This is a genomic window from Serratia bockelmannii (genome assembly GCF_051803255.1).
Taxonomy (GTDB): domain Bacteria; phylum Pseudomonadota; class Gammaproteobacteria; order Enterobacterales; family Enterobacteriaceae; genus Serratia; species Serratia bockelmannii.
Genome location: NZ_CP196512.1, coordinates 536,981 through 550,551, shown reverse-complemented (window position 1 = coordinate 550,551; position 13,571 = coordinate 536,981). Strand labels below are relative to the sequence as shown.

The following is a 13,571-nucleotide window of genomic DNA, read 5'->3' as shown; positions in this document are numbered from 1 at the left end:
TTTAAATGTCAGATATAAAGGCACCAGTTGTTTCATTAAAGGTCTTTGGGGGGGTATTCGATATCGACGGTGCCGGGCAATATCCCGGCATCGAGTTACTCAACTTTGTTATTTGCTCACCTGGTGGACTAGAGCCAACGGAAGGTAAAATATTAATTCAACGTGTAGCACATGATTTTTCGAGAAGACTCATTCGTGATGAAACATTACCCGAAGAAGAAAAACGGAATGTTCTCTTGGACATGCATTCGGAGCAAGCAATATCAAAGCTTCTCAGGTCATTAGAATTAGAACTCCCTAATTTAGTAAAATCTAAGAGTTGGGAAAGGACACACTTCTTCCCCTTTACTAAGTCGTTAGTGCATTGGGATGCAAGAACGAGAAGGGGTAAAGAGCAAATACTATTAGAGAGAAGATATTTCCGTGGTGCGGGGACATATGCATTTATTATATTGAGAACAGATAAGGACCTGAACCGTCTCGAACGAATTCGAAAAGGATTCCAATGTCTCTACCCAAATAATGATGAATCACCACTCGAAATGCTCGCAAAGACTCTACAAGATGCTGGTATAGCTGATAAAAAACCTGTTGCCGATGAAGTGGCATTCTCAACCTCGACTGAACTGATACATGATGATTGGGAAGAGCTTTATCGTAAGGGGGTAGATAATATTCTCAGTTATCATTCTGCTTCCGTAGTTGATCGCGTTCGTTCCTTAGTGACTTGGACAGGAATATGGTCGGTAATAATGATGGCTGGTCGAGCAGAAGCTATTATCACATGCAATAGATCCGGATTCATTCTGGATTGTGCTAATACACATCCTCAGCTTAGAAGAGCATCACAAAAGAATTATAAAAACCAATTAAGTAATATAGACAAAGCTGCAACATTGAAAGCAACTGAGTTAGGGGGTGAATTAAGTACTCAACAGTTGGGGAAAATTAGAGGTTTTTTTGGCAATACAGTCGTTTCATGCGGTATAGGGAATGCTTGGAAAGGACGAAGACATTTTACACTACGTCTCGAATCGATAGATGCCTTGGTTATGGCTGGCATTCCTTGTGGAAAAGAGATCGAGTTTGAACACTTCATGACTGACTGGTTATATCATCATTGCCGCCTAATTATTGGAAGGAACGCAGCTAGTTCTGAGAATCTTCTCAACGATCTTGATGCAACTATATTTGAAGAAAACGAACGTTCACTAGCAGAGCAGATGCTTACCGCCGGAATGCTCAGGATGTACTCTGATGCAACACGGATGGTTTCTTATGGGGGTGATAAATGAATAGTTGGATTTTAGCGTCAGTTGCTGTCGAGCTTGTAGCTAATTCTTTTGAAAGCGAAGCGAATTCTAAACACCGATGTTTCCGAGTAAAAAACCTTCTCAAAGAAGAAGCTCAGCAATTTGTCAAACTGTGGGAAAAACGCGCAAATTCCATTGAGCTAGAGGATGTAAAGCTTATTGCTGCAAGTTCCTTGGGTGGAGAGATTCCCTCTTCTTATATTGCTGAAGAAGGTAAGTCTATAACCTTCTATCGTAATCACAACGAATCCGGGCTTGTTTATTTAGAAACAGAAGATCAGAGTGATGCCCAAGGGCTTCAAAATTTTTTCACTCTCAGAGATAGCAACTTTCTTGATGCCAGTTTTGACACTGCGGCCGGCAGTTACAACTCAGTATTTAAACTAATATCAGCAATGGCTTGGAAAAGTTTAGGCAAAACCAGTGAACCCCCTTCGATGATGCTCTCGCGGCTTGAGGAAATTATCAAGCTCATCCATCCAGAAATCGAACCGATCCCGGTGCGTAAGTTCATCAAATACAGCTATAATGTGGCTCTGGATTGGAGTAATGATGAACATGCTGTTGATGAAGAAAAAGCTAATGAATTGATAGGTAGCCTATTATGGCATCTAGATATATTTCCAGATCGGAATTGGCGTGATGCAGATTCAGAAGGGAAATCACGCCGACGACTAGAATTGAATTCACGCTACTCTGACCTACGAACAACAAATGGTGAAGCTGATCCATTAGCTTTAATCGAGCTTATTAAGCGGAAACAATTTATTAATAAAAATGGTGACAAGTACCCTATCAAGGAGAATGGTATATGGCGAAGCCTTTGCGAAAAATATGTTAATAATCAAACGAATGATACACTTTCCCAGATTCCATACGGAATTTTTATGCAGCTTTTCCAAAAAGACAGTGCTGGAATACAATTAGGAGAAAGAGTCCGCTTAGAACTTGAGCACTCAAACACCGAAAGATTATCTGAATTGGAAGAAATGGATGTTATCCATGGGCTGAATCAGAAACAACAACCAGATGCCGAACGATTTCTGTCAACTGTCGCCAAAGAAGGACTCACCGCTTTAGCAGATCTCATCAGCTTGCGGACACGACGGATGATCGAGCGAGTTGCTTACCCTAGACCTCACGAATGTGAGAATCCTATCGTAGAAACAGTGAGGCAACTTCAGCGCTTTAAACAATCTACTGATAATGGAAATATCGTAACTATAAGTATAGAGTTCGCAGGGGACAGGGATGTGTTAACGCCTTCAGTAGGGCTGTTCAGTTTCCTCTATGGTTCAACGTTAAAAACCATATCAGAAGCAAGCCAAGCTGCTGATTGTCAGTATGAATTTACGGTCGATAATGTGCTTTTCCTTCCTAAAAAACCTTTAAATTCATTCTGTTCGATAGGTTCGGAAGACGACGTAAACGATGAAATTAACTGGGAACCAGTTCCTTTGCGCTGGATTGCAAGGAATGAATCCGGAGAGATTGTCGACATCTCTGATGTGGCTAATTGGCGACCAAGCTCTATACAACATATGGTCCTCTTCTGGCTATTATTGGCAGAGCCAGACTCTCCCAGTATAAAAGGAATAGGTGGCTGCTTAGCCAGTGATGAAATAAAGTTGAACGGCACTCACTGGCTTATTCCATTTGTTATGGGAACGACCAATGTAGCTAATATCCCAACAGATAAAAAATATATATCCATAGGGCACAATGCAATTACTGATCAATTCATTAATTCAAAATACGAGCTTCACGAAAATATAATCTCTGAGGGTTTATCCATTGATGCTATAAATACTCACTTTGATCGCTGGTCCACTCTTTTGAAAGAGGTTAGAGACACATTTGTACCAAATGGCATCCGAATTCCAATTATCGACTCCATCTTAATGGCAGATTCAATTTCATTCAGTGATACCGACAGGATCTACTTCCCCACCCATCCTCTCAAACTTCGTTGGATATCTAGCTATTTAGATGAATCTCGGAAACTTTTATTCAACTCTCTATCAAATTCATTAGGTTTCGCAGGCCAAGATGGTGAACCTTACCTCGATTGGTTGGAAAGACGCTGTCCACGAGAGATACCACCCGTAGCAATAAATACTGATGGTGAACTACTTTACGCAAGATCTGAAACCGCATGGTTCGAACACTTTGCAAAACTTGAAAATGGTAGCCAAGGATTTGGTGATGATCAAGAAGCTCTATCAGCAATTTGCGCCAAAGTTTGTAGCTATGTAGATGCCCATCCATATAAGAAAGATGGTCTTTCAATATTACTTATTTTACCTCCTTCAGATCTTACTGCATCAGAACTCATTGAACATCTTTTCCGAACTACACTCAAAGGAGGCAGCGTGGAGCTTACAATTGCGGCTCCTAGAATTAGATGGGAAAAAATTGCTAAGGCAGTAGAAAGCACCGGAGTCTCAAACACTCTTGAAAGGCGAAAAAAACTTTTTCCTGCCCAAAATGTTACGTTTATCGAATTCGATACAGGTTCATCTCTGGAAACAGCAATTTCAGAATGTAATTTCGATATTGGTATTGTAATGAACGTACTTGATAGAGCTATGCAACCTCAACATAACACGGAACCTCTTACACAAGAGCCAGGCCAATTCGATGTTCTTTTTGACCGAACAACGAGGATAGATTCAACCGGGGAAGATGGAGCAACGTCCATTGTGATGAGACCTCGAGCGCCTGACCTCGCTCTCGACTCTTGGGGAACCCTTGTAGTTCGTTCAAATCGTTGCCGACCAATATCTCCATTGCAACCAGAAAATACAGACTTCATTGAGTTACGCCTCAATTTTTCTGGACTGGCATCTTTATTCAATACAATGCATCAACATTGTCATTGGGTTATCACATTGGAGCGGCATATTTCACGTCGCCAGATTGAATCAATTGAAGCTGGTGCCCCTGATGTTCTGAGTATACAAGATGGCATAGGAGCTAATGGACTTGGGACTCTTGTTGTATCTTCTCGAGCCGGGCGTGTTTTAGTCGAGTCAAGGCTATCTAGAAAACTACGAAAATTAGTTCATAATGCCGAGCAGGCAGATAATTTGGAGCATCTTGCATCTGTCATCTATGATGAGACTCGCTGGACCTCCCCACACCTTGCTCTAAACGCAATGGGAGTTTCACGAGTTACTGAAGAGATTCTCGGCCTAGCCGTCGCAAGAGCTTTAGCTGATCAAATGTATCCGCTCCCGAATAGCGAAGGTTTCGCAGTATGGATAAGTCTCGATGAGCATGTCGAATGGTTTGGAGGCAGAGGCTCTACTCGTGCCGATATGTGCCGCCTCACCTTCTCCATGGACGAGTCTGAACATGTTGGATTGGACGTACTAGTAATTGAGGGGAAACTAAGACAGTCATTCGATCCACACGGAATTCAACAAGCCAAGCAGACTCGTCAATTTATGGCTGATATTTTAGACACTGAAGGGGGAAATAACTCTCTATCCAAAATAGATGGGAAATTCTGGAGAGAAAAAGTATTTTCCGCAATTGATATGTGTGCTGACCAAGCTCGTATTACTTTTAGTCATATAGGCTCTAGAACGGATGAAAGTAATGGTAGTTTGCTCGCACATATAAGAACTATGTTTAGAAATGGTACTTACTCTCTAAAATCATTAAACTCGATGTACTCCATTTGTCTTTGGGAAAATCAATCTCATGAAATTGAATATCAAAGAGTTGATGACGTTATGGTAGTCCGTACAACTAATTTACACATCCTCCCTTTATTAAGAAAATCTTCTTTAAATGTTCCTGTTAATGACCTTACTTTGAGCTCTATCCAAGATAATCATTTAATAGCTAATGATACATCTCAAAATCCTAACAATGTAGGCCTAGAGCATCAAGAAATTAAAACATTGAATAATGCTACTGTCGCTGAAGCATCCTCATCTGTCAAAAGAGTCTCGATGTCGCGTGAGCAAGTACAAAGGATGTATGAGGAAATTTTATCCTGCTTTGATGCTTATGGAATTTCTGTTCAATCCGCCAAGCTTGAGGATAAACCCATTATCGAAGGGCCTGCATCCATTCTTTTCAAAGTTAGGCCTAGACCAGGCGTAGATCCCAAAAAAATCTACGAAAAAGCAGATGCATTAAAGCTACATCTTCAACTTGAAAACGAGCAGTCTGTTTACTTCGGAATTGATAAAGGTTATGTAACTATTGATGTACCTAAATCTGAAGAACAGCGTTATTTTGTTGATGCACATGATATCTGGTCTGATTGGCAGAGGCCACTTGAAGCCCTTGCGACTCCTCTTGGAGAAGATCGTTTTGGACAAGTGGTTGATTTAAATTTCTCATCATCAAATTCACCGCATCTACTAATCGGCGGAACCACAGGTAGCGGTAAATCAGAAGCTCTAAATACCATTCTGTATGGACTAGTGAAATTTTACTCCAAGGAAGAATTAAGATTACTTCTCGTTGATCCCAAAGGCACTGAACTAAATATGTTCGCCCATTTCGCTCACCTAGAAGGTGCTATTGGTTGGGATGATCAAGATGCAATCACACTTCTGACAAATGCTGTTGATGAGATGGAAAGAAGATATAGTGCATTCAAGGAAAAAAAGGTCCGCACTCTTTCTGAGTTCAATAAAATATCCTCGCAGCAAAATAAAATCCCTTGGTGGATCATCGTACTCGACGAATATGCAGACTTGACGAGTGATCCTCAAATGAAAAAAGAGATTGAAAACCAACTCAAAAGACTTGCTCAGAAGGCTCGTGCATCCGGTATACATATAATCATTGCCACACAAAAACCTAGTGGAGATGTGATAAGCACAAATTTGCGCGCCAACCTCCCCGCTCAACTTGCTTTAAGAGTTAAAAGTGGGATAGAAAGTCGAGTAATTATGGATGAAACAGGGGCCGAATCTTTAAATGGCAAAGGCGATGCCTATCTAAAATCCGAAGGCCGTATAAAAAGAGTACAGTGTGCTCGAGTCTCTCCTGATAAATCGGAGTAAAATAATTGGGGCTGGCATTAAATTGCCAGCACACTTAAAAAGAAAATTCTGGCATAATAAATATCTCCCAAGGTGTGCTATCTACTCTGCACCCCAGACTCCAATTACAACAACAAATCTCTGTAAACCCATCTAGCCTATTTCATATGGATGCATCCAGAATGTAGTCACTTTACTGCGGTAAAATCCGCTGTCAGGATTGGAACCCTGACTTCTTCAATACTGAAAAGACTTGTGTTTTTTCAGTGCCTAAGTACACACTCAGTACGTGTGTAAGCACACCCGTTTTAATTCCACGCACTTTTTGAGATTTCCAGATTTTCAGCAATCAGCCGACACTCTTCCGGCGTCAGATTATTCAGGGATTCATGAGGCCGTTCGCTGTTGTATTCCTTCAGCCAACGCTCTGTGATTTCCCGTGCCTCGTTCCGTGTTCTTAATAGATAAAAATGTCCGGTACGTTCGGTTGAACCGTTCGATAAAGGAATTCTTGACGGTACGTCCGGCTTCGCCAGATTTCAGAACGATAATGATCTGGTGTTCGGTAAATCGAGCTTTGCGCATGGCGACCTCCTCAGGGGGCATAATCAGTATGTCGGAAGATCTCTAAAGTGAATGGTTCGTTTTGCAGGGATATTTACAGTAGCAGCGGCAGGCAGATTCCAGGCACAAAAAAACCACCTTTCGGTGGCTTCTTGTTCGCGCGGTACTTAATGGTGCCGAAGGCCGGACTCGAACCGGCACGTATCTCTACGGTTGATTTTGAATCAACTGCGTCTACCGATTTCGCCACTTCGGCACTGAAGTAGTATGCGGAAAACGGGTGAATTATACCTTCCCGCGACCAGCACGCAACACTTATCCGTTGTTCAATGAGTTAAGTGTCGAAAAAACCGCCGCAACGCGCGTTTGCACGCCCCCTCTTCCCGCTGTGCGCCCTTCCCAACCACGTTGATGATGAGCATACTGCATTGCAACGAGCATCCTGGCTCAGTCACCACGCTCACACGATGTCGTCCGATGCCAGGTTCCAGCATCGTTGCACAGAGCAATGATGGCTCCTGTGCCGTACGTCACTCACTCCCACCAGCCAGAACCGCTCGCCCAGCTAGCGAAACAGGTTCAGGAGCCCGGTACGCCGCAGGCCGCAACCGCCTCCCCCATCACTACTGCCTCACCCAGCGCCTAGCAAAAACAATATAATCCCCAGCCGCAATGACAATGCTGCAAATAATTTCATACTCATGTGTCAGCCAATAAAGAATGAGGTTGCGTAACATTCCGAGAACACTATTTTTTCATTGGTAAATATCAGGCGGGAAATATAAATAGAGGAATAACGCCATCAAAAAAGAGACGTTATTTTTAGCTGGATGGGCTTCGGACTAAAAACACCAAGAAATAGCGTGCATACGTAACAAAATAGCAACTCAAGGCGTAAAAACCAGCTGAGAACACTTGCCTCTGCGGAGTTAATAGCTTTAAGATGGTGCAAGAAAATTTTCCCTGGTGTTGGCCAATATTGGCAACCTGGCCCTATGCGGTCAGGTTTTTTTTTGTATTTTTTATCAAAACATTACCGGGAAAGTGTATCGCCTTAAGGGGTGGGAAACCAGTTAGACTAAAGTACAGTCCCTTACTAGACCTTTATAAGTTCATGCAGGTTATTATTTCACATCGCAGAGATCGGAGCCGATACGCTATTGCAGCCTTCACGTTAATCGCCACGCGGCCAACTCAATACCGATTTAACGCCCGTCATTTCCCGAATCGAAAGACGCTGTTCGCCAGCCGATATTTTCTCCCTTTAGACGTATCCCGCTGATGAGTTCTGCGCAGTCGTTGCCTCAGTATTCCACGGGCTAGCTAGCCCGTCACTCCACCGGTTTAATCAGTCGCAGCTCCATCCCCAGGCGCACGGCATGTCGGGCATTCGTGACCCCCAACTTTTTGACGACGTTGGACATATGAAACTTGATGGTGCCGGTCTTTATGCCCAGGATCATCGCCGTTTCCTGGTAGGTTTTACCCACGCTGGCCCAATAGAGGATTTCGTTTTCCCTGTCGGTAAAGCGGGCGTTACGCTCCAGGGTCGCAGCGTTTTTTGCTGATAGTGGTGACAGCGCCAGGTACGACTCATGGATTGAGGCCAGCAATACCGAAATATCGCCTTTACGATCGGTGAGCGCCTGGATGGCTTCCGCTCTCTGCTCAAGGTTGAAGGCAAAGGAAAGCGTGACGAGATTATCGTTATAATCGTGCAGCACGAAGGTATAGCCGTGCGTTACGCCAAACTCGCGGGCCTGTTCGAACAGTTCGGGAAAGTGCAGCCCCGCGTCGGCCATGATTTGCTCGTCCCAGGCGAACGGGGTCAGGCGGTTGCGGGCGGTAAGCACCACCGGATCAATGTACTGCAACCCCTGCTCTTGATACTTTTTTACCCATTCACTCGGGTAGTTGGTGACGCCAAAGATGCAGGCAATGTCTTTTTTGGATAACACCACATACGCCCACAGGAGATCGCCCAACTCCCCAAGTGCCGCTTCCAGGCGCTTGCCGATAATGTTGCTGAGATTATATTCGTCTTCCATTGGCTGCCCTCCCTCTCCCTGCATTGCCGCTGAAGTGACTATAACACGACAAAAACCGCAGGCGGGGACATGCCGCACCAACAAAAAAGGCGCGGCCCCACGGCCACGCCTTTCTTCACTACCGATCGCCCCGCTACTTGCGTTTGAGCAGCATATACACGCTGATCAGCAGGAACAGCATGCTCGGCAGCAGCGCGCCCAGCACCGGCGGCATGCTGTAGACCATGCTCAGCGGGCCGAAGATCTGATCCAGCACGTAGAACAGGAAGCCGAAGCTGATGCCGGTCACCACGCGGATACCCATCGGCACGCTGCGCAGCGGGCCGAAGATGAACGACAGCGCCATCAGCATCATCACCGCCACCGACAGCGGCGAGAAGATTTTGCTCCACATATTGAGCTGGTAACGGTTGGATTCCTGGCCGCTCTGCTTCAGGTACTTCACGTAGTTGTGCAGCCCACTGATGGAGAGCGAATCCGGATCCAGCGCCACCACGCCCAGCTTGTCCGGGGTCAGATTGGTTTTCCATTCGCCGGTCAGCGTCTGGGTGCCGGTCACCTGTTTCGGGTTGGTCAGATCCGAGGTGTCCACCTGCGAAAGCTGCCACAGGCCGTTCTCGAAGCTGGCGGTGGCGGCATAACGCACCGTCTCCAGGCGACGCTGATCGTTGAAGTGGTAGATGTTCACGCCGGAGAGTTCTTTGTCGCCGGAGACGCGCTCGATGTAGATGAAGTCGTTGCCGTCCTTCGCCCACAGCCCGCTCTTGGTGGAGAGCAGCGAGCCGCCGTACATCTGCTGGGCGCGGTAGTTGCGCGCCATCTGCTCGCCCTGCGGCGCTACCCACTCGCCGATCGCCATGGTCAGCAGCACCAGCGGAATGGCGGTTTTCATCACCGAGCCGGCGATCTGCAGGCGGGTAAAGCCGGAAGCCTGCATCACCACCAGTTCGCTGCGCGTCGCCAGTTGGCCCAGGCCGAGCAGCGCGCCAAGCAGCGCCGCCATCGGGAAAAAGATCTCGATGTCTTTCGGCACGCTCAGCAGGGTGTACATGCCGGCGCTCAGCGCGGTGTACTCGCCCTGGCCGACCTTGCGCAGCTGATCGACGAACTTGATGATGCCGGACAGCGACACCAGCATGAACAGCGTCATGATGATGGTGTTGAAAATCGTTTTACCGATATACCGGTCTAATACGCCAAACATCAGGCCGCTCCTCTCAGGCGTGCGCGCAGCTTACGCATCGGCACGGTATCCCACAGGTTCAGCGCCAGCGCGATCGCGAAGTAAACGCCGTTAACCAGCCACAGCCACAGCATCGGATCCAGCTTGCCCTTGCCGGCGTTGGAGCGCAGCGAGGTCTGCAGCAGGAAGAAGATCAGATACAGCAGGATGGCCGGCAGCATGCTCAGCACGCGGCCCTGGCGCGGGTTCACCACGCTGAGCGGCACCACCAGCAGCGCCATCAGCGCCACCGAGACCACCAGCGTCAGGCGCCAGTGCAGCTCGGCGCGCGCGTCCGGATCGTCGGACTCCCACAGCGTCTGCATCGACATCTGTTCGGATTCGGTGTTATCCGCCGCCACGGTGCGGTGGCCAATCACCGCCTTGTAGTCGGTGAAGTCGGTAATGCGGAAGTCGCGCAGCAGCGCGGTGCCTTCAAAGCGGGTACCCTTGTCGAGCGTCACCACCTGCGAGCCGTCTTTCTGCTGCACGATGTTGCCGTGCTCGGCCACCACCACCGACGGGCGTTGGTTGCCGTTCGGCCGCAGCTGCGCCAGGAACACGTCGTTGAAGGTGCTGCCCTTCACGTTGCCGATAAACAGCACTGCGTTGCCGTCCTGCGAGGGTTTGAACTGCCCTTCCGCCAGCCCGGCGATGCTCGGGTTGGCCTTGGCTTCGTTCACCACCACATCCTGATAGCGCGAGGCCCAGGGGCCGGCCCAAAACACGTTCACCGCCGCGACCGCAGAGGTGAGCAGCGCCAGGATCATGGCGGCGATAATCAGGGTGCGTTTGCCCAGCCCGCAGGCGTGCATGACGGTGATTTCGCTCTCGGTATACAACCGCCCAAGCGTCATCAGCAAGCCGAGAAACAGGCTCAAAGGCAGGATGAGCTGCGCCATTTTCGGCACGCCCAACGCGAGCAGAGAGAGTACTAAGTTTGTCGGGATATTGCCGTCCACCGCGTCGCCCAACACCCTGACCAAATTCTGACAAAAGAAGATCAGAAGCAGGATGAACAGGATGGCGATTTGGCTCTTGAGCGTTTCCCGTACCAGATATCTTATGATGATCACGCTTATTACGCCTGTGAAAACTTGTCTTTTTGCAGGAAAATCGATAATTTCATCGTTAATCCGCCATTTATTCTCATCATATGGCAACCTTCACAGCTAAAATAGTATTACAACATCAAGCCGTTTGGGTGTCCTATAGGAACTTGCTTATAGTCGCCAAAACAGAGCAATTTATGCCGTTCAGGTTAACATAATTCGTTAACTCAAATGGCAGGAGATCGTTACGGAGTCGGTTATTCTAGCCGTAGCGTCCGCCTTTGTCTTTAAGATTCAGGAGAGTGCATGGAGTTCAGTGTAAAAAGCGGTAGCCCGGAAAAACAGCGCAGTGCCTGTATTGTAGTCGGCGTTTTCGAACCGCGCCGCCTGTCCCCTATCGCAGAACAACTCGACAAAATCAGTGATGGTTATATCAGCGCATTGCTGCGCCGTGGCGAACTGGAAGGCAAGGTCGGGCAGACGCTGCTACTGCACCATGTGCCCAACATTCTCTCCGAGCGCATCCTGCTGATCGGCTGCGGCAAAGAGCGCGAGCTCGATGAGCGCCAATACAAGCAGGTGATCCAGAAAACCATCAATACCCTCAACGACACCGGCTCGATGGAAGCGGTCTGCTTCCTGACCGAGCTGCACGTGAAAGGCCGCAATACCTACTGGAAAGTGCGTCAGGCGGTGGAAACCGCCAAAGAGACGCTCTACACCTTCGATCAGCTGAAAAGCAACAAGGTGGAACCGCGTCGTCCGCTGCGCAAAATGGTGTTCAACGTGCCGACCCGCCGTGAGCTCACCAGCGGCGAGCGCGCTATCCAGCACGGCCTGGCGGTGGCTTCCGGCATCAAGGCGGCCAAAGATCTCGGCAACATGCCGCCGAACATCTGTAACGCCGGCTACCTGGCCTCGCAGGCCCGTCAGTTGGCGGACGCCTTCAGCACCAACATCACCACCCGCGTCATCGGCGAACAGCAGATGAAAGAGCTGGGCATGAACGCCTATCTGGCGGTCGGCGCCGGTTCGCAGAACGAATCATTGATGTCGGTGATGGAATATAAGGGCAACCCAAATCCGGACGCTAAGCCGATCGTGCTGGTAGGCAAAGGGCTGACCTTCGACTCCGGCGGCATCTCGATCAAACCGGCCGACGGCATGGACGAGATGAAATACGACATGTGCGGCGCGGCGACCGTGTACGGCGTGATGCGCGTGGTGGCGGAGCTGAACCTGCCGCTGAACGTGATCGGCGTGCTGGCCGGCTGTGAAAACATGCCGGGCGGCCGGGCGTATCGTCCGGGCGACGTGCTGACCACCATGTCCGGCCAGACCGTCGAGGTGCTCAACACCGACGCCGAAGGCCGCCTGGTGCTGTGCGACACCCTGACCTACGTCGAGCGCTTCGAACCGGAGCTGGTGATCGACATCGCCACCCTGACCGGCGCCTGCGTGATCGCCTTGGGCCACCACATCACCGGCCTGATGTCGAACCACAACCCGCTGGCGCACGAGCTGCTGGGCGCTTCCGAGCAGGCCGGCGACCGCGCCTGGCGCCTGCCGATGGCCGACGAGTACTACGAGCAGTTGGACTCCAACTTCGCCGACATGGCGAACATCGGTGGCCGCCCTGGTGGCGCCATCACCGCCGCCTGCTTCCTGTCGCGCTTCACCCGCAAGTACACCTGGGCACACCTGGATATCGCCGGCACCGCCTGGCGCTCCGGTAAAGCCAAGGGCGCGACCGGCCGCCCGGTGGCGCTGCTGTCGCAGTTCCTGCTCAACCGTGCAGGTCTGAACGGCGACGATTAAATCTGAGCGGTAATTCAGGTATAATCCCAAGGGGCACAGCATGCTGTGCCCCTACATTTTTTTATCGGCAGCGGTGGATCCTTAATGAAACAGGCGACGTTTTATTTGCTCGACAACGCGGAACCGTCAGGCGCGCTCAGCGCCCATGAGGCCGTGGCCTGCGCCGTTGCTGCCAACGGCTTCCGCGCCGGCAAGCGGGTGCTGATCGCCTGCGAGAGCCAGGAGCAGGCCCAGCGGCTGGACGAAGCGCTGTGGCAGCGCGAGCCGCATGAATTCGTGCCGCACAACCTGGCCGGCGAAGGGCCGCACTACGGCGCGCCGGTGGAACTGTGCTGGCCCGGCAAGCGCGGCAACGCCCCGCGCGATCTGCTGATCGCCCTGCTGCCGCAGTTTGCCGATTTTGCTACCGCTTTCCATGAAGTGGTAGACTTCGTTCCTTACGAAGACACTCTGAAACAGTTGGCGCGCGACCGTTACAAGGCCTATCGCAGCGTCGGCTTCCATTTGACCACGGCTACGCCGCCAACTCACTGAATACGATAAAG

The 13,571-nt window shown here is 49.3% G+C and carries 7 protein-coding genes, 1 tRNA gene and 1 pseudogene; 4 read left to right on the top strand and 5 right to left on the bottom strand.

Translation table 11 applies throughout. The annotated features are described in order from the left end of the window. Nucleotides 1–5: 5 nt before the first annotated feature. Nucleotides 6–1,295: a hypothetical protein gene (locus ACSJLU_RS02550; protein ID WP_342096389.1), complete on the top strand. Its 1,290-nt coding sequence runs from the start codon at nt 6–8 to the stop codon at nt 1,293–1,295. Further along, nucleotides 1,292–6,343 (top strand): DNA translocase FtsK, encoded by a 5,052-nt coding sequence (locus ACSJLU_RS02545; RefSeq protein ID WP_342096388.1) that lies wholly within the window; start codon nt 1,292–1,294, stop codon nt 6,341–6,343. Before ACSJLU_RS02550 ends, ACSJLU_RS02545 begins: the two co-directional genes overlap by 4 nt. A 287-nt stretch (nt 6,344–6,630) precedes the next feature. Here the strand turns inward: ACSJLU_RS02545 and ACSJLU_RS02540 are convergent. From ACSJLU_RS02540 to lptF, 5 genes and pseudogenes are all read right to left on the bottom strand, one after another. Then, a pseudogene (locus ACSJLU_RS02540) lies at nt 6,631–6,832 on the bottom strand (integrase core domain-containing protein); the annotation flags it as partial. Nucleotides 6,833–7,057: 225 nt separating this feature from the next. Beyond that, nucleotides 7,058–7,142, bottom strand: a tRNA-Leu gene (locus ACSJLU_RS02535). Nucleotides 7,143–8,217: 1,075 nt separating this feature from the next. Beyond that, a complete protein-coding gene (locus ACSJLU_RS02530; RefSeq protein ID WP_149569924.1) occupies nt 8,218–8,934 on the bottom strand; it encodes a LuxR family transcriptional regulator in 717 nt (238 codons plus the stop codon). Nucleotides 8,935–9,067: 133 nt separating this feature from the next. Further along, nucleotides 9,068–10,138, bottom strand: coding sequence for an LPS export ABC transporter permease LptG (gene lptG, locus ACSJLU_RS02525; protein ID WP_019453290.1), 1,071 nt, complete (start codon nt 10,136–10,138; stop codon nt 9,068–9,070). After that, on the bottom strand, nt 10,138–11,232 hold the full coding sequence (lptF, locus tag ACSJLU_RS02520; RefSeq protein ID WP_019453291.1) for an LPS export ABC transporter permease LptF: 1,095 nt from the start codon (nt 11,230–11,232) through the stop codon (nt 10,138–10,140). The genes lptG and lptF overlap by 1 nt, the downstream gene beginning before the upstream one ends. A gap of 282 nt (nt 11,233–11,514) precedes the next feature. Here lptF and pepA point away from each other — a divergent pair, with 282 nt between their 5' ends. Both pepA and ACSJLU_RS02510 read left to right on the top strand, forming a co-directional pair. After that, complete coding sequence (gene pepA / locus ACSJLU_RS02515) at nt 11,515–13,026, top strand: leucyl aminopeptidase (RefSeq protein ID WP_004933352.1); 1,512 nt, start codon at nt 11,515–11,517, stop codon at nt 13,024–13,026. Nucleotides 13,027–13,110: 84 nt separating this feature from the next. After that, on the top strand, nt 13,111–13,560 hold the full coding sequence (locus ACSJLU_RS02510) for a DNA polymerase III subunit chi (RefSeq protein ID WP_004933353.1): 450 nt from the start codon (nt 13,111–13,113) through the stop codon (nt 13,558–13,560). Nucleotides 13,561–13,571: the final 11 nt, after the last annotated feature.